Here is a 25,835-nt window from a genome sequence, read left to right on the forward strand (position 1 = left end):
CCCGGTCCACACGGAGCTTCAGCATGCGCCATGCTCGTGTTCTTGCCGTTGCAGCACTGGTAGTCCCCGTAATCGCCGCCGTCGCCTTTGCGCAGAGCTCGGTCACTCCCGTGCCGGACAATGCGCCAGTACAGACCGCTTCGCTGGAGATCGACTTCAGCAAGACCAAACCCGGTGATGCCAAGGCCGGCGAGGCCAAGGCGTCCACCTGCGCCGCCTGCCACGGTGCCGACGGCAATTCGGCGGTGGAGATCTACCCGCGCCTGGCGGGCCAGAGCGAACGCTATATCGCCAAGGAAATGGCCCTGATCGCCAATGGCCAGCGCAACGAAGGCGCAGTCGCGGCGATGCTGCCGTTCGTGCAGGGGCTTACCCCGCAGGACATGCGCGATATCGGCGCCTTCTTCGCTACCCAGAAGTCCGGCGCCGGCGTGGCCGATGACGCGCTGGTCAGCGAGGGCCCCTATGAAGGCATGAAGTTCTTCGAAGTCGGCCAGAAGCTCTACCGCGGCGGCGACGCCAGCCGCAACATTCCGGCCTGCATCGCCTGTCACGGCCCCACCGGCGCGGGCAACCCCGGCCCGGCCTATCCGCATATCGGCGGCCAACATGCCGGCTATGTCGCCCAACGTCTGCAGCGCTACCAGGCAGGCCAGACCGGCGAGACGGATGCCACCCAGTTCAAGATCATGGCCCAGATCAGCCACGCACTGACCAGCCAGGAGATCCAGGCGCTGGCCAGTTACATCCAGGGCCTGCATGATCGGGCCAACGACGCCACGGTTGCCACCGCCGCCGCGCAACCCTGATCCCGCCGGTCGCCCCGGCGACCCGGCACTGCCCCACGCAGACACGCCGGCCGCAAGGTCGGCGTCTGTTTTTCCAACGGAGACTCCCCACGATGACGCTGTTCCCCCGACTGTTGCTGATGCTGCTGGCAACCGCCCCGCTCCTGGCCTGGGCCGCCCCCCCCGCCGCACCGGTGGAGGGCCAGGACTATGAGCTCATCGCCGAACCGGGCCCCTTTGCGCCGCTGGCCGGCAAGATCGAGGTGGTCGAGGTATTCGGCTACACCTGCCCGCATTGCGCCCATTTCGAACCGCAGCTGGAAGCCTGGGTGGCCAAACAGCCAGCCGACGTGCGCTTCACCCCGGTGCCGGCGGCGTTCGGCGGTTACTGGGATTCCTACGCGCGCGCCTTCTATGCGGCCGAGCAGGTCGGCGTACGCCAGCGCAGCCACGCCGACGTGTTCAAGGCCCTGCATGTGCAGGGCAGCCTGCCGGTACAGAATGTTTCGCCGGATGAGCTGGCTACCTTCTATTCGCAGTACGGCGTGCAGCCGCAGCGCTTTGTCGAGGCCCTGCGCAGCCCGCAGGTGGACGACAAGGTCAAGAACGCCCGCGCCTTTGCCATGCGGGTCAAGGTCACTGGCACCCCGATGCTGATCGTCAATGGCAAATATCTGGTCAAGGGCAAGACCTTTGATGACACCCTGCGCATCGCCAGCGCGCTGGTTGCCCGCGAACGCGGCGCCGGCCGCCGCTGATCCACTGGCTGAACCGGGTTACCGGTTCAGCCGACAACGCCCATAATGCGTCCCTGCGCGCGATGGCCGCGGCTGCATTGCCCGGCACCCCAACAAAACCCTGCTGGAGATCACACCCGATGAAGATCCGCTTCGCCCTGGCCCTGACCGCCCTGCTGCCGCTGATGGTTGCCTGCAAAGCCCAGGATGGCACTGCCGATACCGCCGCTCCGGCAAGCACCCCGGCCGCTACCGAAGCCGCCCCGGCCGCAAACCCGGCCCCGGCCCCGGCCGCTGATGCTGCAGCCACCGCCCCCGCTGCGGCTGCCAGCGATACCGCTGTCGCCCCGCCGGTCCCGGCACAGGCACGCCTGGTCGGCCCGGAGCCGGTCGCCGGCACCGACTATGTCGCCATCGAAGGTGGCCAGCCGTTCCAGCCGGCAACCGGCAAGATCGAAGTGGCGGAGATCTTCGGCTATGTCTGCCCGGCCTGCGCCCGCTTCCAGCCCCTGATCAGCTCGTGGAAGGCCGGCCTGCCCTCGGACGTGAGCTTCGTCTACGTGCCGGCCGCCTTCGGCGGTACCTGGGACAACTACGCACGTGCCTTCTATGCCGCTGAAACCCTGGGCGTGCAGGAAAAGACCCACGACGCGCTGTACACCGCCATCCACATCGAGCAGACCCTGAAGGGCGAGCGCGGCACCGATTCGGTGCAGGACATCGCCAACTTCTACGGCAAGTACGGCGTCGATCCCAAGACCTTCGCCGATACCATGGGCAGCTTCGGCATTGCCGCCAAGGTCAACCGTGGCAAGCAGTTCGCCCAGCGCAGCAAGATTGCCGGCACTCCGTCGCTGATCGTCAACGGCAAGTACCTGGTCAAGGGCAAGGGCTATGAGGACATGCTCCGCATTGCCGACCACCTGATCGCGCGCGAACGCGCCGCAAACGCCAAGTGAGGTATCAAGGGCCTCGGTAACGAGGCCCTTGAGTTCGACCCGCCGTGAAATCCCCCACCCAGACACTGCGATTGCTGACCGCCAACATCCAGGCCGGCTCCAGCACCCGCCGCTACAGTGATTACGTGACCCGTAGCTGGTCGCATGCGCTGCCTGCCGGGCAGAAGCGCTCCAGCCTGGACGCGATCGCCAAACTGGCCAGCGGCCGCGACATCGTCGGGCTGCAGGAGGCCGATCCGGGCAGCCTGCGCTCTGGCTTCACCAACCAGACCCACTACCTGGCCGAACGGGCCGGTTTCAACTATTGGGCGCACCAGCCCAACCGCCGCATGGGCGGCGTGGCCTCCAGCGCCAACGGCCTGCTGAGCCGGCTGGAGCCGGTGGAAGTGCAGGACCACGCCCTGCCCGGCCGCATCGGTGGCCGCGGCCTGCTGGTCGCCCGTTATGGCGATGGTCCCGAGGGCCTGACCGTGGCGGTGGCACATCTGTCGCTGGGCACCGGCTCGCGCCTGTCACAGCTGGATTTCATCTCCGACGTGTTGGCCGACTACCCCAACGCCGTCTTGATGGGCGACTTCAACTGCAAGGCTGACCGCCCGGAAATGCGCGTGCTGTACCACAAGACCCGGCTGCAGCCGCCGAGCTGCCTGGTACCGACCTTCCCCAGTTGGGGACCGGACCGCGCCATCGATCACATCCTGATTTCCGACACCATGAAGATGCTCGACACGCGCGCCGTTGCCGCCGCGTATTCGGACCATCTGGCAGTGGAAATGGAAGTCGACGTCCCCGCCAACAGCCTGCGCTGAGCCTCGCCTCAGTCCGCGGCTACCGCCGGCGGCGGGCGCCGCCGCGCGGTCAGGGTGCTACCCGCCGATGCCAGCACCGTGCAGCCGATCGCCAGCCACTGCAGGCCGCTGAGGTGTTCGTGCAGCAACAGCAACGCCCATAGTGCCGCTACCGCCGGCTCCATGCTGATCAGGATGCCGAAGGTTTCCTTGGGCAGGCGCTTGAGCGCCATCATTTCCAGCGACATCGGGATGGCGCTGGACACCACCGCCACCACGAAGCCAGCCAACAGGATCTTCGGCTCCAGCAGCGCCATGCCCGCGTGTACCACCCCGACCGGCACCACCACCAGCGACGCTGCCAGCAAGCCCAGGGACACGCTGTGGCCGGCATGCAGATGCCCGGTACGCTTGCCGTAGATGATGTAGAGCGCCCAGCACAACGCCGCACCCAGCGCATACATGACCCCGACCGGATCCAGCGCCTGGCCGCCATCGAGCGGCAACAGCAGCACCAGCCCCATCAGCGCGCAACCGACCCATACGAAATCGATCGGCCGCCGCGAGGAGAACATCGCCACCGCCAGCGGACCGGTGAACTCGATGGCAACGGCAATACCGAACGGGATCGTGCGCAGCGCCATGTAGAACAACAGGTTCATCAACCCCAGCGTCAGTCCATAGCGCAGGATTGCGGCACCATCGGCGCGACTGGTATGCCAGCGCCATGGCCGCCACAGCAGCAACAGGAACAGCGCCGAAAAGCCCACGCGCAACGCACTGGTGCCTTGCGCACCAATGAGGGGGAACAGGTTCTTGGCGTAGGACGTGCCGATCGACAACGAGGTCACCGAGCCGAGCACCGCCAGCACCGGCAACAGCGATGCGAATCGGGAACTTTGCATGCCGCTAGTGTATTCGGCCGCTGCTGCAAACGCTTGGGCGAAATGGCCGTGGGTGCCAGATCCGATGATGCCGCCGGACCTGCGTGGCAGTGCGGTCACAATCGCCGCTGGACAGGCATCAACCATCCCACTGGCTGGTTGATGCCTGCCACGCGCGGCACGCTACTGGATGAAGGCGATACGCTGCATATGCGTGTTGTTGGCCGCCGCCAGCACCTTGGCCATCACCTGGTACTGCGCATCGGGGGAGGCATCGATGCGCAGCTCCGGCAGATTGCCGACATGCAGATCAGCCTGTGCCTGCAGGCGGGCCTGCAAGTCGCCGATCGCCAGCACTTCGCCGTTCCAGTACAGCTGATCGGCAGCATCCACCCGCAGTTCGATTGGCGGCGGAGGTTCGACACGTTGCACTATCTTCTCGGTTCGTTGTGGCAGATCAACCGGGATCGGCACCGCCACCATCGGTGCAGTCACGATGAAGATGATCAACAACACCAGCATCACGTCGACCAGCGGGGTCACGTTGATATCAGCCAGTGGACGTCCGGTATTGCCTGCTGCACTGAATGCCATTCCAGTTCCCCCAGGGCGAGGCCGGCTGCCTCGCCACCGAAGCTACGCCTGCTTCCAGGCGTTTCCAGCCATGTGGCGGATTCCATTCAGCTTCTGTTTGCGCAGCAGCGACACGTTTGTTCATGTGCGGGTCGGGCTGCTGCTCTGCCGTTGACGCTGCGGCCGTTATCCTTCCGTCATGAATAGAATCCTCCTGCTGCCCCTGGCTACCCTCGCCGCGCTGCTCAGCGCCTGCGTCCAGGCCCAGAACCTGGACGCACAACGCACGGCGCTGCGCACCGCCATCGACAATGCCGAGCGCGGGCAGTTCGATGCCAACGCGACCGCGCCGCTACGCAATCACCCGCTGTACGGCTGGCTGGAGTTCAGTGCCCTGCGCCGCAACATCGACACGTTGCCGAATGCGCAGGCACAGGATTTCCTGAAGCGCTATCAGGGCCAGGCCGTGGCCGAGAGTTTCCGTTCGGCCTGGTTGCCCGCCCTCGCCCGCCGCCAGGATTGGCCGACCCTGCTGGCCAACTGGAAGACCAGCAGCGATCCGGGCCTGCGCTGTGCCGAACTCAATGCACGACAGGCCACCGGCAAGGCCGATGCGCAATGGACCAGCGACGCACAGGCCCTGTGGCGCAGCGCCGGCAAGTCATTGCCCGATGGCTGTGACCCGGTGTTTGCAGTCCTCGCCAGCCGCGGCGGCCTGACCCCGGCGCTGCGTTGGGAGCGCATCGACGCTGCCGCCGACGCACAGCAACCGGCGGTGATGCGTGCCGCCGCACGTGGTCTGCCAGCCGCCGAGCTTGCCCAGGCCAATGACTACGCCGCCTTCGTCGACAAGCCCGACGCACGCGCCCTGAACTGGCCCAAGAACGAACGCAGCCGTCGCATCGCCGTTGATGGTCTGCAGAAGCTGGCCAAGGCCGACCCTGGCGCGGCCGAGCTGCAGCTGCCGCAATACGCCCAGGCACTCGCCCTCAACGCCGAGCAGCAAGGCAAGGTGTTGTACGAAATCGCACTGTGGACGGTGGCCTCCTACCTGCCGGATTCGGCACGACGCCTGGCCGCCGTGCCCGAGTCTGCCTATGACGAACGCCTGCACGAATGGCGCACCCGCGAAGCGATGGCACGCGGCGATTGGCCGGCAGCACTGGCCGCCATCCGCAAGATGCCGGCCAGCCAGCGCAATGATTCGCGCTGGCGCTGGTTCGAGGGGCGTTTGCTGGAAAAGACCGGCAAGCCCGCCGAAGCCACGGCGCTGTACCGCGCTGCTGCCACCGAACCCACCTTCCATGGCTTCCTGGCCGCCGACAAGCTCAAGCAGGCCTATACCTTGTGCCCATGGAATCCGGGGGACAGTGCAACGGCAAAAGCCAGCGTGGCACGAGATCCGGCACTGGTGCGCGCGATCGAACTGTTCAAGATCCAACGCCCAAGCTGGGCGGCCCGCGAATGGGCGGAGCTGTTATCCCGTTTCGACGACAGCCAACGCCGCCTTGCCGTGGAAGTCGCCAGCAACAACGGCTGGTTTGATCGCGCGGTCTTCGCATTGAAGGGCCCACAGGAGATGCGCCTGTACACCTTGCGTTTCCCGCTGCATCACGACGACACGATACGACGTGAAGCCGCACGCAACGCGCTGGACCCGGCCTGGATCGCGGCCGAGATACGCGCCGAAAGCATCTTCAATCCCGACGCACGCTCACCGGCCAATGCGATGGGCCTGATGCAGGTATTGCCCGCCACCGGCGCCAGCGTGGCCAAGAGCATCGGCCTGAGCGGTTATGGCGGTGCGTCCAGCCTGTACGACTCGGATACCAATATCGCCATTGGCACCGCCTACCTGCGCCAGTTGATGGACAAGTACAACGGCCTGCCCTACGTCACCATCGCCGCCTACAACGCCGGCCCGACGCCGACTGCCCGCTGGCAGACGCAGCGTCCGAACTACGATCCGGATTTCTGGATCGAGACCATCAGCTACAAGGAGACCCGCGAGTACGTGGCGCGTGTGCTGGCCTTCAGCGTGATCTATGACTGGCGCCTCAACGGCAACGCCCTGACCCTGAGCGACCGCATGGTTGGCAGGACCGAAGGCGCCCGCAAGCCCTTCGTCTGCCAACAAACGCAATAGCACCCGTAGAGCCGAGCCATACCGCTTCTGCTCCCTCCCTTTCGCGCAGCGAAGGGGAGGGTTGGGGAGGGGTGGTTCTGGGCCTTTGCCTGTAAAGCCCCTGCCGAGCATGGCTCGGCACTACCGCTTCTGCTCCCTCCCTTTCGCGCAGCGAAGGGGAGGGTTGGGGAGGGGTGCTTTGAGCCTTTGCCTGTAAAGCCCCTGCCGAGCATGGCTCGGCACTACCGCTTCTGCTCCCGCCCTTTCGCGCAGCGAAGGGGAGGGCTGGGGAGGGGTGCTTTGCGCGGTTGCCTGTAAAGCCCCTTGCCGAGCATGGCTCAGCACTACCGCTTCTGCTCCCGCCCTTTCGCGCAGCGAAGGGGAGGGTTGGGGAGGGGTGCTTTGAGCCTTTGCCTGTAAAGCCCCTTGCCGAGCATGGCTCGGCACTACATGTGCCCTACCCCATCCGACTTATCATGCCTGCATGAAAACCTATCTCGTCGGCGGCGCTGTCCGCGATTCCCTGCTTGGCCTGCAACCCGGTGACCGCGACTGGGTGGTAGTCGGTGCCACGCAAGCACAGATGGAAGCGGACGGCTTCAAGGCCGTGGGCAAGGATTTCCCGGTGTTCCTGCATCCGCATACCGGTGAGGAACACGCACTGGCGCGCACCGAGCGCAAATCCGGCCGTGGCTACCGCGGCTTCGTGGTCGATGCCGACCCTTCGGTAAGCCTGGAAGAAGACCTGCAGCGCCGCGACTTCACCATCAATGCCATCGCCCGCGATGAGGAAACCGGTGAGCTGGTCGATCCCTGGGGCGGCGTTCGCGATATCGAACAACGCGTTCTGCGCCATGTCGGCCCGGCCTTTGTCGAAGACCCGTTGCGGGTGCTGCGCGCGGCGCGCTTCATGGCGCGCTTCGCACCCCTGGGTTTTACCCTGGCGCCAGAAACGGCAGCGCTGATGCACGAAATGGCCGCCAGCGGCGAACTGGATGCACTGGTACCCGAGCGCATCTGGCAGGAACTGCGGCGCAGTCTGACGATGAAAAAGCCCTCGGCGTTCCTGCGTTGCCTGCACGATACCGGCGCACTGGCGGTGATCCTGCCGGAAGTCGACGCGCTCTATGGCATACCGCAACGCGCCGAGTTCCACCCGGAAGTGGATACCGGCGTGCACCAGGAAATGGTCAGCGACATGGCCGCACAACTGGCGCCGGGCGATGACCTGATCGGCTTCGCTGCCCTCACCCACGATCTTGGCAAGGCACTGACACCGGCCGCTGAACTGCCCCGCCACATCATGCATGAGCAGCGCGGCCTGAAGCCGCTGGCCACGCTCTGCGAACGCTTGAAGATTCCGCTCGATCACCGCCTGCTGGCCGAAGCGGTCTGCCGCGAGCACCTCAACGTGCACCGCATCGATGAGCTGCGCGATGCCACCGTATTGGAACTGATCCAGCGCTGCGATGGCTTCCGCCGCCCCGAACGCATTGCGCAGCTGGCCCTGGTCTGCGAATGCGACAAGCGCGGTCGCCTGGGCTTCGAGGACAGTGACTACCCGCAGCGGAGCACCCTGCTGCGCCTGCATGCGGCTGCGCTGGCGATCAATGCCCGCGATATCGCCACCGAAGGCCTGCAAGGCCCGGCCATTGGCGAGGCCTTGAAGAAGGCTCGCATCAAGGCAATCAGCGCCGCGCGCTGATTGCCTGCCGCTGTTGCAGCCGTTGAATGTTGTGGGAGCGGCGTAAGCCGCGAAGCTGGTAATGCAACAGCTACACCCGCCGCATGCAATTGCACAATCTGCCGATGATCTCGGCACTGTCGGTTTCGCGGCTTACGCCGCTCCCACAAGCCTGCGACTGGTCGCCTCAGATCTTGAGGTAGATCTTGCGGCGGTCCATCCACGCCATCGGCAACCACCACAGCGCAACGAAGCTCAGCGCCATCACCAGCGAGGCGAACTGTGCGCCCGCCAGCGGGCTCAGCCAACGATTGAACAGGTGTTCCCACAGCCAGCCCCAACTGCCGGTGGCCATCATTGCCAGCACCATCGCCGAGGAGCCGGCATAGGCAGTGATCGCGTTGACACCAAAGCGACGGCCCAGCGCCGGCCACTGCCGGCAATCGATCAGGATGTGTGCCATCCAAAGCCCGGCAAATGCCCAGCCGCCGGTCCACAGCACATAGGATGGCGTCCACAGGTTCTTGTTCAAGGGCAGCCACTGCGCCCAGATGCCACCCGCCAGCAGCAACAGCACCGCCATCGGCAGCAATCGCCACGGCCGTTGCCGCAACAGCGAACCTGCACGCAGACCCAGCAAGGTCGAGGCCAGTGCGCCCAAGGTGGACATCAAGCCTTCCGGATCATGGCCATGGCCGGTTGCCGGATCGTATTGGTAGAGCAGCGCGCCAAACAGTTGGGTATCCACGCGGCTGGCGACATTGAGCCAGGGCTCGATCGAACCGCCAGCAGCCAGTAGTGCCACATAGCCCACCACCAGCACGCCAAGGCACAAGGTCTGCGCCTTCGGCTTCAACCAGATGGCAGCCATGCCGGCAAACGCAAAACACAGCCCAATGCGTTGCAACACGCCCCAGGGCCGATAGTGCGGCAGATCCAGCCACCACCAGGCCAGGAAGTGCAGCAGCAGCCCCAGACCCAGAATGCGTACGGCGCGGATCAATACCGTGCGTGTCAACGCACGACGGTCAGCGCCCTGCTCCACCCGCGGCACCACGCCCAGCGCGATGGACACGCCAACGATCACCAGGAAGAACGGGAACACCAGATCGGTCGGTGTGCAGCCATGCCACTCCGAATGCAACAGCGGTGCGTACACGTGGCTCCAGCTGCCGGGATTGTTGACCAGCAGCATGGCCGCCACGGTGATGCCACGCAGGGCATCCACCGAGGCATAACGGATGGTTCTGTTCATACCTTGGAACTCAGTCGCGCTGCCCGGCGATCCAGGTGGCCTGCACCTGCAGGTCGCTGTCCAGCAGGACGAAGTCAGCCTGGTAGCCGACTGCGATCTGCCCGTAACGATCATCCAGGCCGAGGAACTGCGCCGGATACGTCGATGCCATGCGCGAGGCTTCGGCCAACGAGAGACCCAACAGGCCAACCGTGTTGCGCACGGCGGTGATCATGTCCAGTGCCGAACCCGCCAAGGCACCCGCGGCGTTACGGACCACGCCATCAACGGCGGTGATGGTTTCGCCATACAGCTCGAACGCCGGGTTGTCCGAACCGACCATCGGCATCGCATCGGTGACCAGGAACACTTTGCCGCGCGGCTTGGCCGCCAGCGCCACGCGCAGGCTGGCCGGATGCACGTGCACGCCATCGACAATCACGCCGCACCAGCTGTCGGCATCTTCCAGCGCCGCACCCACCGCGCCGGGATCACGTCCCTGCAACGGCGACATCGCGTTGTACAGATGGGTGAAACCGGTGATGCCCGCATCCAGACCCACACGAATCTCGTCGTAGGTACCCGCGGTGTGACCCGCAGCCACGATCGCGCCATTGGCGACCATCTGCTGGATGGTTTCCTGCGGCACGCGCTCCGGTGCCAGGGTGATCAGGGTGACGCCGTTGTCCAGCGCGGCGGCCATGCGTACTTCGTCGGCATCGGGCACGCGGAACTTGCCGGCATCGTGGGTGCCCTTGCGGGCGGGGGCGATATACGGGCCTTCCAGGTGGATGCCGAGCACGCCCGGCACCTTGGCGGCGATCGCCTCACGGGTAGCCCGCACCGCACGCGCCATCACCTCGGCATCGTCGCTGATCAGGGTCGGCAGCATGCCGGTGGTGCCGTAGCGGCGATGCCCGGCCACCATCGTGCGCAGGGCATCGACATCGGTCTGGTTGTTGAACAGCGCGCCGCCGCCACCGTTGACCTGGGCATCGATGAAGCCGGGCAGCAGCCAACCGCCGCCCAGGTCCACCTGCGCCTCGGCCGCGGCAACCGCCGGGTCATCACTGGCGACGACCGCAGTGATGCGGCCGTCCTCGATCAATACCGCGACATCGTCACGGAAGTTCTCGCCGGCAAGTACCCGGCCATTGCGCAGCGCGGTTTTCATCAGACCGTTTCCGTCACCTTGTTGAGGTGCGGCGGCAGGTCCGGGTTGTTGCCACGGCGCAGCGCCAGCGCGTTGATCGCGCGGTAGAAGCTCTGGATGGTCAGCAGCGGCGCGCACAGCGGGTGCGGTGCCTCGGCGGTCGGCAGGTTGCCACCCTCGCCGGTCAGCCACACCTGCGCGCCGCGCGCGGCGAACTCCTCGGCCACGGCACGGGTGCCGGCGCCGGTTTCATCAGGCTGGGCAAAGGCCAGCACCGGGAAGTCCTTGCCCACCAGCGCCATCGGGCCATGCTTCACTTCGGCCGAGCTGTAGCCTTCGGCATGCAGGCCGCAGGTTTCCTTGAACTTCAGCGCCGCTTCCTGCGCTGCCGCCAGGCCCGGGCCACGGCCGAGCACGAACAGGTTGTGGGCATCGACCAGGCCGTTGGTGACTGCGCTCCAGTCGCACTCCCAGGCCTTGCTCATCGCCGCCGGCAATGCGTCCAGGGCGGCGATCAGGGTCGCATCATTCTTCCAGTAGGCCCCCAGCTGCAGGATGGCCGCCAGCGAGGCCAGATAGCTCTTGGTCGCGGCAACGCTGCGCTCGGCACCGGCGCCCAGCGGAATCACGGTTTCGGCCAGCAGGGCCAGCGGCGAATCCTCGACGTTGACCAGCGCCACCACGCGCGCGCCGGCAGCCTTGGCAGCTTCGGCATTGCGCAGCAGGTCCGGGCTCTTGCCCGACTGCGAGATGACGATGTACAGCGCGCCGCGCAGCTGCAGCGGTGCTTCATAGACCGAGCCCACCGACGGCGACGCCGAAGCGGTCACCAGGCCAAGCTGGGTCTCGAACAGATACTTGGCATAGGTTGCCGCGTGATCGGAACTGCCGCGTGCGCAGGTGACAACGAACGGTGGCGGGTTCTGGCGCAGGTCTGCGGCCAGGGCCTGCACCACGTCGCGGTTGCGTGCGAACTGGGCGGCGATGACAGAGGCGCTTTGTGCCGCCTCGTTGAACATCAGGGTTTCGGTTTCACTGGGCAGTGCCATGGATCATTACTCGGAAAGGTCGGGGGGAGATGAAGGAGGTCGCGACGCCTGCTGGCGCAGCGGCGCGGTGGAGCCACGTACCACCAGCTGCGGTACGAAGCCCTGGTTCTGCAGCTGGGCCGGGCTGTCTTCGTAGGCGTCGGTACGCAGCTGGCTGATCAGCAGCCGCGCCGCATGCCGGGCGATATCGCCGGTGGCCTGCTTGGCGGTGGTCAGTGCCGGCCATGACTGGCGCGAGAACGGGCTGTCCTCGAAGCCGGCAATGGACAGGTCATACGGCACGTTCAAGCCGGCCGAATTGGCCGCCGCCAGCACGCCGGCGGCGATTTCGTCGTTGGAGCCGAAGATGGCGGTCGGCGGTTCGCGCAGCGCCAGCAGGCGGCGCGCACCACGGAAGCCATCGTCGAAGGTGTAGTCACCGGGGATCACCAGGTGCTTGTCCAGGTTGATCCCGTAATCCTTCAATGCCGCCTCGTAGCCGGCATAGCGCTCGCCACTGGAGCGGTGCGAGGTACCCCCCCACAGGAAGCCGATGCGCTGGTGGCCCAGCTGGATCAGGTGCTCGGTGATTTCATAGGCCGCGTCGCGGTCATCCACGAACACGCAGGCACCATCGCCCGGGTCTTCGGTGGCGGCGATGATGCGCACGGTCTTGATGCCACGCGCGTTGAGCGCTGCCACCAACTCCGGGCGCTCGGACATCGGCGCGGTCAGCACCAGCCCGGCCAGCCGCGAGCGCTGTACCCAGTCGGCCAGTTCCTCGGCCAGCATCGGCGAGGTCGAGTCGCAGGGATGGATCTGCAGGCCGAAGCCGGTTTCGCGGCAGGCCGACAGCACGCCGTTCTGTACCCCGATGATGTGGTACGGATTGGGGTTGTCGTAGACCAGCCCGATCACGAAGGTGGTGTTGCTGCGCAGGTTGCGCGCGGACGGATCCGGCTCATAGTCCAGCTCGGCCACCGCGCGCAGCACGCGCGCGCGGGTGGCCTGCATCACCGAAGGCTCGTTGTTGATCACCCGCGAGACGGTCTTCAAAGAGACCTTGGCCCGCTCGGCGACATCCTTGATGGTGGGTCTACGCATTACCGGTTCCCGCGTTGGCTCGATTGCCGCCATGATGCTTGATTCAGGCGCCACGTGCCTTGCCCGCGTTATGGCCAACGGTGCCGAAGTACAGGATGTACAGGTAGCAGGGGATCATCAGCGCCGCGAACACCAGCTGGAAGTGCTCCGGGTAGGCGTGCTTGAGCAGGGCGAAGGCCTGCGGGATGATCGCGCCGCCGGCGATACCCATCACCAGCAGCGCTGAACCGGTCTGGGTGAAGCGACCCAGGCCGCGGATCGCCAGCGGGAAAATCGCCGGCCACATCATCGCATTGGCAAAGCCGAGGGCAGCCACGAAGCCCACCGACACATAGCCGTGGGTGAAGAACGCGCCGAGGGTGAACAGCACGCCCAGCACCGCCGACACGGCCAGGTACTTCTCCTGCGAGATATAGCGCGGGATCAGCGCCAGGCCGGCCAGATAGCCGAGCAGCATCGCGAACAAGGTGAATGAGGTGAAGAACTTGGTCTGGTCCAGCGGCAAGCCGAAGGCGTGCCCGTAGGTACCAATGGCATCACCGGCCATCACCTCCACACCGACATACAGGAACAGGCAGACCACGCCCAGCCACAGGTGCGGGAACTGGAAGATGCTGCGCTTGGCAGCGGTACCGCTTTGTTCCGGCGCGGCGTTGGATTCTTCGGCGCTGACTTCCGGCAGCGGCGACAGCAGCACCGCGACCGATGCCACCAGCAGGATGGCGAACATCACCATGTAGAACGTGTGGATGCCGCCGGCAAACCCATCCAGCAATGCTTCGCGCGTGGCCGGATCGGCCTTGGCGACTTCGGCGGCAAGATCCCCCACGCCGTGCAGCACCAGCGAGCCCAGCAACAGAGGCGCCAGGATGCCGGCGATCTTGTTGCAGATGCCCATCAAAGCGATGCGACGTGCGGCCGTTTCGATCGGGCCGAGGATGGAGATATAGGGGTTGACCGACGTCTGCAGCAGCGCCAAACCTCCGCCAAGAACGAACAGGCTGGCCAATGCACCCGGGAAAACCCGCCAGGTAGCAAACTGGCCAAATGCCGCCGCGCCCGCCGCCATCACCACCAGGCTCAAGGCCAACCCCTTCTTCATGCCGGTGCGGCGCAGGATCCACGACGCGGGAATGGCGAGGAAGAAATACGAAAGGTAGAACACCATCAACACCAGGAACGCGGATATCTCGCTGACCTGGAAGGCCAGCTGCACGAAGGTGATGAGCGGCCCGTTGAGCCAGGTGAAAAAGCCAAGAATGAAAAACAGCACGCCGACCACGGCGATGGAAGATGCCGTGCTGGTACGCGGCGTCGAGTCGGGAACAGCAGACATGGGCAAAGCTCCTGCGGATGCGGGAGACGGATCGAGCCGTCAGGCGATTACGTGGGAACAACGTTGTCACATTTATTGTTTGCTGCGGACAAGTTTGTCAACAACGTCACCTCGGCGGCCTATTCCGATAGATCATCAGGAATGCCCTACAAGCCCGGAAGAATCAGGCTTTCTGCGAAAAACCCCATAACGTAAGCCACTACACGTTATCGGATGCAACAAATGCAGGCGCCCCAAGGTTTGCGCAGATGCGCTGCGGCGCAACATCGAAAGTTTCAATTATTCGTTGACATCGTTGTCAGAACGATTACAGACTCGCCCCCGATTGGTGCCCTCTCCGGGCGCTCCGCCTCGCCATAGGGAACCCGAGTGACTGCTGTCGTCCCCCCACTACAGACCACCCGCCTTGACCCCGCCAGCCGGCCCTTCTTCGCCGCCGACGTGGGCGGTACGCACGTCCGCGTCGGTCTGATCCAGGCAGCAGCGGCAAACGATCCGGCCATCGATGTCCTGTCCTACCGCAAGTATCGCTGTGCGGACTACCCCAGCCTCAGCGCGATCCTGTCCGACTTCGCCAGCCACAACCCGCCGGTCGAGCACTGCGTGATCGCCACCGCCGGCTACGCGCTGCCGGATGGCACGGTGATTTCGGCCAACCTGCCGTGGCCGCTGTCGTCCAGCCGCATCCGTGATGATCTCGGCTTTGCCGGCGTGCACCTGGTCAACGATTTCGAAGCCGTCGCGCACGCGGCCGGCCACATCAACGCCAGCCAGGTGCTGCAGCTCACCGGCCCGACCGACGTGGAACGCGGCCCGACGCTGGTGATCGGCCCCGGCACCGGCCTGGGTGCCGCGGTGTGGATTCCAGTCGGCAACCGCTCGGTGGTCCTGGCCACCGAAGCCGGCCAGGCCTCGCTGGCAGCCACCACCGAACTGGAAATCGCCGTGCTGCAGCAGATGCTGCAGGACCGTCCGCATGTGTCGATCGAACAGGCACTCTCCGGTCCCGGCCTGCTCAACCTGTACAACGCACTGTGCGCGGTGCGTGGCACCACGCCGGTGCACACCACGCCGGACGCCGTCAGCGCCGCCGCCTGCGATGGCAGCGACCCGCTGGCCGTGGAAACCCTCCAGCTGTTCTGCGGCATCCTCGGCTCGACCATCGGTGACATGGCCCTGCTGTACGGCGTGCAGGGCGGCATCTATCTGGCTGGCGGCATCCTGCCGAAGATCAGCCAATTTCTTTTGAACAGCACCTTCGTCGAACGCTTCCTCAACAAGGGGCCGATGCGCAAGGCGTTGCAAAGCATTCCCGTGAAGCTGGTAGAGCACGGGCAACTGGGCGTCATCGGCGCCGCCAGTTGGTATCTGGAAAAGTCGGCCAAGTAAGCCTTCAGCAGCATAAGCAACAGATCCACCAGCAGGACCCGTAGTAACGCGGCACGCAGTGCCAATCAATCTTGATGTTGAGGAGAGACAACATGCATCGCAAGACCCTTCTTTCGGCAGCCATCGTCAGCTGCCTCGCCTTCAGCGCACACGCGCAGGAAGCCCAGCAGAACGCCACCGACCTGGACACCGTGACGGTCACCGGCATCCGCGCCAGCCTGGAAAAGTCGCTGGATACCAAGCGCAACAACGACACGGTATCCGAGTCGATCACCGCTGAAGACATCGGCAAGTTCCCTAACACCAACGCCGCCGAAGCCATGGCACTGATGCCAGGTGTCACCATCGACCGCCGTTTCGGCCAGGGCGAGCGCGTCAGCATCGACGGCACCGACCCGAGCCTCAACCTGAGCTTCATCGACGGCCACTCGGTTGCCCAGGCCATCTGGCTGTATGGTGAGTCGCCGAACCGCGGCTTCGACTACACCATGCTGGCCCCGGAAGTACTGGGTCGCCTGGAAATCATCAAGTCCTCCGAAGCCCGTCTGCCGGAAGGCAGCCTCGGCGGCACCGTGATGATGCATTCGCGCAAGCCGCTGGACATGGACGCCAATTCGGTCAGCGGCTCGGTCGGCTACAGCTACAACGACCAGGCCGAAAAGGGCAGCCCGAACATCTCGGTGCTCTACAGCTGGAAGAACAACGATTCCACCTGGGGCGTCAACGTCGCCGCCCAACGCCATGAAGAGCGGGTCGATCGCCAGGGTATCGAAATCTTCGGCTACAGCACTGTTGCCGACTTTGCCAAGGTCAACCCGAACATCGCCGCCCAGGTCGGCAAGGGCGAACTGCGCCCGACCGACAAGGTCGCGCAGGAAATCAACGTTGCCTACTTCCAGCAGGAGCGCAAGCGTGACAGCGCCCTGGTGAACCTGCAATTCAAGCCCAACGACCAGTTCGAGGGCACCTTGAGCGGCCTGTACATCAAGGAGAACTTCGACAGCTACAACCAGTCGATGTACAACTTCATGACGCAGAACACCTCGTCCATGCAGGCCGTCGACTACTTCAACCCGACCGGCCCGGGCGGCTTCGTCACCGGCGGCCACACCAATGCCAACCCCGGCAGCGGCACCGGCATCATCTACGACAACCAGGTGCGCTTCTCGGAAGTGACCACCAAGGGCGTGGACCTGGACCTGCAGTACCGCGGTGACGGCTGGAAGCTGGGCGGCAAGATCGGTACCAGCAAGTCCGACAATCCGAACATCGGCCAGTACCTGATCGAGCCGGTCTACAGTGGCGCCTACAGCTGGGATTACCGCAAGGGTTTCCAGGCTGATGACCAGGCGCATTACTACGACCCGGCAAACTGGGGCAACATCTTTGGCAACAATGGCGTATTCAGCTCCGCTGCCAAGGACAAGTACGCACAGCTGGATTTCAGCAAGAACTTCGACAGCATCTTCAACCAGCTGCTGGTCGGCGTGCGTCACAACGAGCACACCGAGAATTATGGCCTTGCCGTTTACGGCGGTGTGCGCACCGGAACGTTGGCTGACCTTGGCACCATCGGCAACACCAGCCTGGGCAGTCTGGGCAACGTGTATGGCAACACCAGTGGTCACCCGCAGATCGGCAAGGGCAATGTGATTGCCTGGATCAATGGCAGCCCGGTGGACTACACGCGATCCGATGCAAGCAGCTTGTTGAACAACACCTGGGAGCTGGAACAGAAAACCACGGCCGCCTATACGCAGCTGAACTTCTCCACCGGCAACCTGCGCGGCAACGTGGGCCTGCGCTATGTGCAGACCAAGACCGACAGCAGCGCCTACGTGTTCGGCGACAACCAGCCAGTGCTGCCGGCCCCGGCTGACTGGTGGCAGACGAGCAAGAGCAAGAAGAGCAACATGCTTCCGTCCGTCAACCTCGTTTACGACAATGGTGGTGACGTGGTGCTGCGCGCCTCGGCAGCCAAGGTCATTGCGTGGGCGCCGTATAACCTGATGTCGAACAACCTGTTCTTGAACGACAACCAGATGACCGGCTCGGGCGGCAACCCGGATTTGGACCCGTACAAGGCCTACAACTTCAACCTGTCCGCCGAGTGGTACTTCGCTCCGCAGTCGGTGCTGGCCGGCTCGGTGTTCCTGAAGCAGACCCAGAACTACGTGCTGCAGACCCCGGGCATGGAGCGTCGCTACAATTCGATGCGTGACAGCAACGTAGCTACCTGGCTGACCATGATCGGCTCGCATGGCTGCGCCGCCGACGGCTTCTGCGACTACAGCGTCACCCGTCCGCGTAATGCCGGTGGTGCCAGCGTCCGTGGCTTCAACATCAACTACCAGCAGGCCTTCGGCGACACCGGCCTGGGTCTGATCGCGAACTACACCTACGCAACCGGCGATACCGATGCTGGCAACAACATGCCCTACCTGTCGCGCAGCACCGTCAGCGTCAGCCCGTACTTTGAAAATGAGCAGTTCAGCGCTCGTGTCAACTACAACTGGCGCAGCAAGTACGAAGGCGTTGGCTATGTTGCCGGTGCACCGGCTGCCACCACCGCCGCGTATGCCGACCTGAGCGCAAGCCTGGGCTGGAACTTCACCGACAACCTGAGCCTGTCGCTGGATGCGATGAACCTGCTCAACGAAAAGTACCGCCAGTACGTTGCCCAGGAAGAGGCACTGGCTGCGGAGTACTACACCGGCCGCCGCTACATGGCCAACCTGCGCTTCAAGTTCTGATTCATGCCGGCAGGCAACATTGCCGGTTAGCGTGACCCGCCGGGCCTGGATCATTCCGGGCCCGGCTTTTTTATGTAGTGCCGAGCCATGCTCGGCATGGGTTTCATTCGGCAGCGCCGGGTTGCCGAGCATGGCTCGGCATTACATGTAACTGCGTTGCCGGGCATGGCTCGGCACTACACAAGATCCATGCGGCAGGACACACTGCCGCCCATGCAAAAACAGACAGGAGCTCCGCCCATGACGAAGTCCTTCCACAAGCGCAGCCGCGCACCGTGGCTCAGCAGTTGCGTATTGCTGGGCATGTCCGCCCTGCAGGTGCAGGCCGCCGACACCACCTCCGCCCCTACGCTCATTCCGCTGCCGGCCAACTACCAGGCCGATGGTGGCAAGGACTTCGTGCTCAAGCACTCCGCACGCGTCGGTGGCAATGACGAGGCCGCACGCCGCGCCGCCGCGCAGTTCGTGACCCTGCTCAAGCAGAACGGCGGCCCGACCCTGGCCGTGACCGACAACGCCGGCAAGGCGCAGATCCGCTTCCGTCTGGACCCATCGGCCACCAACACCGCCGAAGGCTACGCGCTGAAGGTGTCCAACACCGGCATCGACATCAGCGCCGGCGATGACGTTGGCCTGTTCTATGGTGCAGTCACCGCCGCCCAGCTGCTGACCGGCAATACGCCCGGCCACGTCGCCGCCGCCACCATCAACGACACCCCACGCTTCCCGTGGCGTGGCTTCATGCTTGATTCCGCGCGTCACTTCCAGAGCATGGACGAGATCAAGAAGCTGCTGGATGCGATGGCGCAGCACAAGCTCAACACCTTCCACTGGCATCTGACCGACGACCAGGGCTGGCGCATGGAGATCAAGCGCTACCCGAAGCTGACCGAAGTCGGCAGCTGTCGCGTGCCGCTGGGTGATGCCGGCCGCAATGCCGCCACCGGCGAAGCCCGCCAGTACTGCGGTTACTACACCCAGGAGCAGATCCGCGAAATCATCGCCTATGCGGCCGAACGCCATATCCAGGTGATCCCGGAAATCGACGTGCCCGGCCACGCCACCGCCGCCATCGTCGCCTACCCTGAGCTGGGCACCACTGACCAGAAGCTGGTCATCGACAACCAGTGGGGCGTGTTCCCCAACCTGTTCAACACCGAGGAAGCCACCTTCCAGTTCCTGGAGAACGTGCTGGAAGAAGTGATTGAGATGTTCCCCTCCAAATACGTGCACGTCGGTGGCGACGAAGCGGTCAAGGACCAGTGGATCGCCTCCAAGCGCGTGCAGGAGCGCATGCGCGAACTCGGCGCGAAAGATGAAATGGAAATGCAGAGCCATATCATCAAGCGCCTGGAGAAGTTCCTGGAGCAGCACGATCGCCGCCTGATCGGTTGGGACGAGATCCTCGAAGGCGGCCTGCCGCCGGAAGCGACGGTGATGTCCTGGCGTGGCACCGAGGGCGGGCTCAAGGCCGCCAGCGAAGGTCATGACGTGATCATGTCACCGGTCACCCACATGTATATGGACTACCTGCAGACCGAGTCGCCGAACGAGCCGCCGGGCCGGCCGACCACGATCACCCTGCAGAAGGCCTATGAGTTCGAGCCGGTACCGGCCGACCTCGCCGCCGACAAGCGTTCGCACATCCTGGGCCTGCAGGCCAACATGTTCAACGAGCACACCCGCAACAACCAGAACCTGGAGCACAACCTGTTCCCGCGCCTGGCTGCGGTCGCCGAGACCGGCTGGACCCCGCAGGACAAGCGCAGCTTCAGCAACTTCCTGCAGCGCCTGCCGCGCCAGCTGCAGCGCTACCAGGCAATGAACATCGCCTATGCAAAGACGCCGTTCCAGGTGGACATGCAGGACAAGGGCGAGCACCGCACCGGTGCGGTGCAGGTGAGCCTCAACAATCCGCTGGGCTACCCGGTGCACTACACCGTTGACGGCAGTGCCGTTACTGCCAGCTCGCCGCTGTACGCACAGCCGCTGCAGCTGAAGGTGCCGGTGCAGGTACAGGCCGCGGCCTTCTTTGATGGCAAGCCGTTGGCAGCGGCCAGCCGCTTCCAGCTGGATGCGGCCTCGCTACTGGTCCGTGAGGACACCCAGCTCGGCCTGTGCCCGAACGGTGGCAAGCTGCTGCTACGCCTGGAAGATGACGGCCCGGCCGAAGGCGAGCGCGAAATCTTCAACGTCAACATCTTCAACCCCTGCTGGTTGTGGAGTGACGTCGACCTGTCCGGCATCACCAGCGTCAAGGTGCGTGCCGGTCGCATCCCGTACAACTTCCAGCTGGCCCACGACGAACCGTCGCGCAAGTTCGCACCGGCGCGTACCGCCCACGGCGAAATGGAGATCCTGGCCAACTGCGAAGGCAAGCCGCTGGCCTCGATCCCGTTGCCGGCCGAACCGGGCGCCGACGGCTTCCTGGAACTGGATGCCCCGATCAGCGCCCCGGCCAACCGTGGCGACCTGTGCGTGCGCTTCACCGGCGACACCCGTCCCAACATGTGGACGCTGGACTGGATCAAGCTTGAACCCGCCAAATAATCCGCACGGCGGTGTGATGTAACCCGGAAGGCCACCACATGCGGTGGCCTTCTGCTGTCTGCCTCCAGGCCATTGGAAGTTCCGGATGTGTGGGACGGTGTGGGAGCGGCGTAAGCCGCGAAGCAGCTGATCCAACAGCCAACAGTTGCCCTGTACATCGACCCACCGATGCCCGTTGCCGATCAGCGATACAGGAAAGCCCTCCATTTCATTGCCCCCGGCTTCGCGGCTTACGTCGCTCCTGCAGGCGCCCTTGGCGTGCCAAAAAATTTCACGCGACTCCAGCAACCCCGCCAGATTCAATGCAAAAGCGCCCCTGGATTTCAAATGAAACAAAAATAATCACTGAAATCATTGATATATAGGCAGCATCTGCATCCCCATGAGGATGAAAATTTTTTGCAGTGCGCCTTGACATCGTTGTCACGAAGCCACGACACTCCGCATGCCGCAACGCCATCACAGGTGTCGCGCCAACTTCCAGGGGACGTGCGTGGTAGCCAGCCTGAATCCAACAGCCAAGCTGACCACTCCTGCATCTGCCGCGCCGCTGCTGGCCGCCGATGTGGGCGGCACCCATGTCCGCGTCGGCCTGGTGCAGCCGGGCAGCAGCGCCAGCGCGCCCATGCAGCTCCTCGGCTATCGCCAGTACCGCTGCGCCGACTACCCGGACCTGAGCAGCATCCTTGCCCAGTTCCCGGTGGACCGCGCCACGGTGCGCGAGTGCGCCATCGCCAGCGCCGGCTATGCCCTGCCCGATGGCACCGTGATTTCCGCCAACCTGCCCTGGCCACTGTCGTGCAATCGCATCCGCGATGATCTTGGTTTCGCCGCCGTGCACCTGGTCAATGATTTCGAAGCCGTTGCCCATGCTGCCGCCCACATCAAGGACGGCGACGCGCTGCAGCTCAGCGGCCCGGCCAGCGGCGATGGCCCGGTATTGATCGTCGGCCCCGGCACCGGCCTGGGCGCCGCCCTGTGGATCCCCAATGGCAACCGCTCGATGGTACTGGCCACCGAAGCCGGGCAGGCCTCCTTGAGTGCCAGCACGCCGCTGGAAGTCGCCGTGCTGCAGCACATGCTGCGCGGGCGCAGCCATGTCGCCATCGAACATGCGCTGTCCGGCCCAGGCCTGCTCAATCTGTACAACGCGCTGTGCGCCGTACGCGACAGCGCGCCGGCGTACACCAGCCCCGACGCCATCAGCGCCGCCGCCTGCGATGGCAGCGATCCGCTTGCCGTGCAGGCACTGCAGCTGTTCTGCGCAGTCCTCGGTTCGACCATCGGCGACATGGCCCTGCTGTATGGCGCACAGGGTGGCATCTACCTGGCTGGCGGCATCCTGCCCAAGATCAGCCCGTTCCTTTTGAACAGCAGCTTCGTCGAACGTTTCCTCAACAAGGGACCGATGCGCGAAGCGCTGCAACGCATCCCCGTGAAGTTGGTAGAGCACGGGCAACTGGGCGTCATCGGCGCCGCCAGTTGGTATCTGGGACGCAGGGAAATCGATCCCAGCGCACCGCACTCCGCAGTAGACCCGGCGCATGCAGCAACCCGCTCATGCCCAGCTTCCCGTGACACAAGTTCCGGCCAGTTCGCCGGCATCCATCAATGATGAGGAGAGACATCATGAGGTACCGCAAGTCCGTACTATCCGCCGCCATCGTCACCTGCCTGAGCTTTTCCGCGCACGCGCAGGACGCCGGCCAGCAGGCCACCGAGCTGGATACCGTGGTTGTCACCGGCATCCGCGCCAGCCTGAAGCAGGCGCTGGACTCCAAGCGTGACTCCGACGCCATCGTCGACGTGGTCACCGCCGAAGACGTGGGCAAGTTCCCGGCCACCAACGTCGCCGAAGCCATCACCATCATTCCCGGCGTGACCATCGACAAGGCCTTCGGCCAGGGCGAAAAGGTCTCGATCCTGGGCACCGACCCGGCCTTGAACCGCACCCTGCTCAATGGCCAGACCATTGCCTCGGCCGACTGGTTCATCTCGGACCAGCCGGGCCGCACCTTCAACTATTCGTTGCTGGCGCCGCAGCTGGTCAGCAAGGTCGAAGTCTACAAGTCACCGGAAGCGTGGCTTGAGGAAGGCTCCATTGGCGGTACCGTCAACGTCTCCACGCGCAAGCCGCTGGACCTGGGCGGCACCACCATTTCCGGCGCCGTCGGCTACCTGTACAACGACCGCGTCGAAGCCGGCGATCCGTCGGTGTCGGCAATGTTCGGCTGGAAGAACGACGCCGACAATTTCGGCGTGATCGTGTCCGCCCAGCGCTCGATCGAAAACATCCGTCGTGACGGCATCGAGTCCTACGGCACGGTCAGCGGCAAGGATTACATCAACGGCAAGGGTGGCTCGCCGAACTCGATCACCACCACCACCACCGACTGGTCGACCGACCCGGCCACCACCATGCCGCCGAGCTGCGTGGGCACCTGCGCCACCACCCTGCTGGCCAACCCGAATGCGGTCGCGCCGAACGCAATCAGCGCGCACTACTTCGAACAGGAGCGCAAGCGCGACACCCTGTCCGTTGCCCTGCAGTTCAAGCCGACCGAAAAGCTGGACATCGAGTTCAACGCACTCAACGTCAAGGCCAAGTACGACAACATGACCCACTCCATGTTTGCCTTCAACGGCAATCCATGGAACTCGCTGGGCGGCCTGACCGACGTCACCGTCGATGGCGGCGTGATGACCAAGGCCTCGTTCCGCAACGCCTTGACCGTGTATGACCTGCTCAACCGCCAGGCCACGGTGGACACCGATTCCTACGACCTGAAGTTCACCTGGAAGGACGAGCGCTGGTTCGCCTCGGCCCACGCCGGCATTTCGGAGGCAAGCGGCGGCACCGGCAAGCAGGTGTTCGGCGAGTTCCTCAACAAGGCCGACTACAGCTACGACATCAGCGGCAAGACCCCGAGCCTGAACTTCCACGGCTACCAGACCGACCCGGTCACCGACGTTACCACGCACATGAAGCCCGGCCATGCCGGCAGCCCGTTCACCGACCCGTCCGCCTACCGTTTTGACGGCGGTGGCCCGGCCGGTGGCTGGCACACCAATCCGCCCAGCGCCACCAACTGGGGCGCAGGCTGGGGCGGCAACATCGTGACCAAGCCGACCAAGGACGAAGAGCGCTACTTCCAGGTCGACGGCGGCGTCACCCTGGACTCGCCGATCTACCAGGTCCGCTTCGGCCTGAAGCGTCGTGAGCACGAGACCTCGCAGTCGATGGCGGGTGTATCGCTGGCATCGATCAAGGGTTATGGCGACCTGACCGCCGACCAGTTCAGCCCCAAGGATGTGCCGAACAGCTACCTCAGCGGCTTCGGCAACGTGGGTGACCTGAGCAACCGCTTCATGATCGACGGCTGGGCACTGGCCGACTACATCAACAGCGGCAAGTGGCTGGCCCCGTGGCAGACCATGCCGACGCCGAGCACCTTCAGCGATCCGTCCTACGCCGCCAACACCTGGACGGTGAAGGAAGACATCAACGCCGCCTACATCCAGGCTGATTTCAGCCATGACCGCCTGCGCGGCAACTTCGGCGTGCGCCTGGTGCAGACCGAATCGGAAAGCACCGGCTACACCTGCTCTTCGCTGAAGAGCCCCTGCCCGGCAGACGGTTATGTGTTGAGCACGGTCAAGAAGAAGTACAACAACGTCCTGCCCAACCTCAACGTCGCCTACGACCTGAATGACAGCGTGGTCCTGCGTGGCTCGGCGGCAAAGGTGATCTCGCGTCCGAACTACGGCGACATGTCCAGCTACCTGTGGATTGGCGACCAGACCCTGACCGGTGGCGGTGGCAACCCGAACCTGGATCCGTACGAGTCCACCAACCTCGACCTGTCGGCCGAGTGGTACTTCGCCGAGAACGCCATCCTGGCCGGTACCGCCTTCTACAAGAAGGTCGACAACTACATCCTGGTGACCACGCAGAAGGAAACCCATTACAACCAGTCGCAGCAGACGGATACCGAGTACGACATCTCGCGTCCGAACAACGCCGGTGGCGCCAAGATCCAGGGCTTCTCGGCCGCGTTCCAGACCAGCCTGGACAACGGCCTGGGCCTGCTCGCCAACTACACCTACGCTGACGCCAAGGCTGATGCCGGCAACCGCCTGCCGTTCAACTCCAAGAACCAGGTCAACTTCAGCCCGTTCTACGAGAGCGAGCGCTGGAGCGCGCGCGTCACCTACTCGTGGCGTTCGAAGTACTACACGCAGGCTGACCGCGGCAACTTCCTGGTCACCGATGACTACGACTCGCTGGATGCCAACATCAACGTCAAGCTGACCGACAACCTGACCCTGGGTCTGGATGGCATGAACCTGCTCGACAGCGAATACCGCTCCTACGCCGAGGTTCCGGGCGTCGCCAACACCGAGAAGGTCATCCGCGGCCTGTACCGCACCGGCCGCCGCTACATGGCCACGCTGCGCTTTGCCTTCTAAGGCGTAGCTACCCGTTTCACTGGTTCTGTTGTCTTTTCTCCAGCGGGCTTGGGATTTCCAGGCCCGCTTTTTTTTACCCGCGATGCGTCGTTGGCGCGCCTCCAACTACCCGCCGCGGGCGACGGCGCAACGCGCGCAGCCTGCACCAACTGGAGCAACTGCAATCGCAGCCGCAACGCCCCGAAAAGCCCGCAAGCGGAATCTGGATTATCAATGAATTGAAGATAAACATAATTTTCAAAAACGCCTTAAATTCACTCCAATAAGTTTCAGGAGGAAT

At 64.4% G+C, this 25,835-nt stretch carries 18 protein-coding genes; 11 read left to right on the plus strand and 7 right to left on the minus strand.

The features are described 5' to 3' along the window. The first annotated feature begins 23 nt into the window (after positions 1–23). The 4 genes from ACVOLQ_RS00490 to ACVOLQ_RS00505 all read left to right on the plus strand — a co-directional run bounded on the left by ACVOLQ_RS00490 (position 24) and on the right by ACVOLQ_RS00505 (position 3,293). Entirely contained in the window at positions 24–809 is a 786-nt protein-coding gene (locus ACVOLQ_RS00490) for a c-type cytochrome (protein ID WP_481526690.1), read from the plus strand. Between the two features lie 92 nt (positions 810–901). Then, positions 902–1,546: a thiol:disulfide interchange protein DsbA/DsbL gene (locus ACVOLQ_RS00495; RefSeq protein WP_481526691.1), complete on the plus strand. Its 645-nt coding sequence runs from the start codon at positions 902–904 to the stop codon at positions 1,544–1,546. Positions 1,547–1,665: 119 nt separating this feature from the next. After that, complete coding sequence (locus ACVOLQ_RS00500; protein ID WP_313492926.1) at positions 1,666–2,484, plus strand: thiol:disulfide interchange protein DsbA/DsbL; 819 nt, start codon at positions 1,666–1,668, stop codon at positions 2,482–2,484. 71 nt (positions 2,485–2,555) lie between these two features. Further along, entirely contained in the window at positions 2,556–3,293 is a 738-nt protein-coding gene (locus tag ACVOLQ_RS00505; RefSeq protein WP_313173137.1) for an endonuclease/exonuclease/phosphatase family protein, read from the plus strand. Positions 3,294–3,301: 8 nt separating this feature from the next. On the opposite strand, the gene ACVOLQ_RS00510 is transcribed toward ACVOLQ_RS00505, so the two are convergent. Both ACVOLQ_RS00510 and ACVOLQ_RS00515 read right to left on the minus strand, forming a co-directional pair. Then, positions 3,302–4,177, minus strand: coding sequence for an EamA family transporter (locus ACVOLQ_RS00510; RefSeq protein WP_481526692.1), 876 nt, complete (start codon positions 4,175–4,177; stop codon positions 3,302–3,304). 162 nt (positions 4,178–4,339) lie between these two features. Further along, positions 4,340–4,750 (minus strand): ExbD/TolR family protein, encoded by a 411-nt coding sequence (locus tag ACVOLQ_RS00515; protein ID WP_481526693.1) that lies wholly within the window; start codon positions 4,748–4,750, stop codon positions 4,340–4,342. 178 nt (positions 4,751–4,928) lie between these two features. On the opposite strand from ACVOLQ_RS00515, the gene ACVOLQ_RS00520 reads away from it, so the two are divergent. Further along, positions 4,929–6,875, plus strand: coding sequence for a transglycosylase SLT domain-containing protein (locus ACVOLQ_RS00520; protein WP_481526694.1), 1,947 nt, complete (start codon positions 4,929–4,931; stop codon positions 6,873–6,875). 463 nt (positions 6,876–7,338) lie between these two features. Then, positions 7,339–8,559, plus strand: a complete 1,221-nt coding sequence (locus ACVOLQ_RS00525; RefSeq protein ID WP_481526695.1) for a multifunctional CCA addition/repair protein — start codon at positions 7,339–7,341, stop codon at positions 8,557–8,559. A 166-nt stretch (positions 8,560–8,725) separates the two neighbouring features. Here the strand turns inward: ACVOLQ_RS00525 and ACVOLQ_RS00530 are convergent, their stop codons facing one another. The 5 genes from ACVOLQ_RS00530 to ACVOLQ_RS00550 are packed head-to-tail and all read right to left on the minus strand — an operon-like array spanning position 8,726 to position 14,393. Further along, the gene (locus ACVOLQ_RS00530) at positions 8,726–9,793 is read right to left on the minus strand and encodes an acyltransferase family protein (RefSeq protein WP_481526696.1); all 1,068 of its coding nucleotides are present in this window, start codon (positions 9,791–9,793) and stop codon (positions 8,726–8,728) included. Positions 9,794–9,803: 10 nt separating this feature from the next. After that, on the minus strand, positions 9,804–10,946 hold the full coding sequence (gene nagA / locus ACVOLQ_RS00535) for an N-acetylglucosamine-6-phosphate deacetylase (RefSeq protein ID WP_481526697.1): 1,143 nt from the start codon (positions 10,944–10,946) through the stop codon (positions 9,804–9,806). After that, positions 10,946–11,974, minus strand: coding sequence for an SIS domain-containing protein (locus ACVOLQ_RS00540; protein ID WP_481526698.1), 1,029 nt, complete (start codon positions 11,972–11,974; stop codon positions 10,946–10,948). The genes nagA and ACVOLQ_RS00540 overlap by 1 nt, the downstream gene beginning before the upstream one ends. Before the next feature lie 6 nt (positions 11,975–11,980). Continuing rightward, positions 11,981–13,057, minus strand: coding sequence for a LacI family DNA-binding transcriptional regulator (locus ACVOLQ_RS00545; protein WP_293714555.1), 1,077 nt, complete (start codon positions 13,055–13,057; stop codon positions 11,981–11,983). A 43-nt stretch (positions 13,058–13,100) separates the two neighbouring features. Then, positions 13,101–14,393 (minus strand): sugar MFS transporter, encoded by a 1,293-nt coding sequence (locus tag ACVOLQ_RS00550; protein WP_313173052.1) that lies wholly within the window; start codon positions 14,391–14,393, stop codon positions 13,101–13,103. Positions 14,394–14,762: 369 nt separating this feature from the next. Here ACVOLQ_RS00550 and ACVOLQ_RS00555 point away from each other — a divergent pair, with 369 nt between their 5' ends. From ACVOLQ_RS00555 to ACVOLQ_RS00575, 5 genes are all read left to right on the plus strand, one after another. Next, positions 14,763–15,782: a glucokinase family protein gene (locus ACVOLQ_RS00555; protein ID WP_481526699.1), complete on the plus strand. Its 1,020-nt coding sequence runs from the start codon at positions 14,763–14,765 to the stop codon at positions 15,780–15,782. A gap of 92 nt (positions 15,783–15,874) precedes the next feature. After that, positions 15,875–18,535 (plus strand): TonB-dependent receptor, encoded by a 2,661-nt coding sequence (locus tag ACVOLQ_RS00560; protein WP_481526700.1) that lies wholly within the window; start codon positions 15,875–15,877, stop codon positions 18,533–18,535. A 240-nt stretch (positions 18,536–18,775) separates the two neighbouring features. After that, a complete protein-coding gene (locus ACVOLQ_RS00565) occupies positions 18,776–21,085 on the plus strand; it encodes a beta-N-acetylhexosaminidase (RefSeq protein ID WP_481526701.1) in 2,310 nt (769 codons plus the stop codon). A 493-nt stretch (positions 21,086–21,578) separates the two neighbouring features. Further along, complete coding sequence (locus tag ACVOLQ_RS00570; RefSeq protein ID WP_481526702.1) at positions 21,579–22,700, plus strand: glucokinase; 1,122 nt, start codon at positions 21,579–21,581, stop codon at positions 22,698–22,700. 14 nt (positions 22,701–22,714) lie between these two features. Beyond that, a complete protein-coding gene (locus ACVOLQ_RS00575; RefSeq protein WP_481526703.1) occupies positions 22,715–25,555 on the plus strand; it encodes a TonB-dependent receptor in 2,841 nt (946 codons plus the stop codon). The last annotated feature ends 280 nt before the right edge of the window (positions 25,556–25,835 follow it).

Source organism: Stenotrophomonas sp. STEN031 (assembly GCF_056759975.1).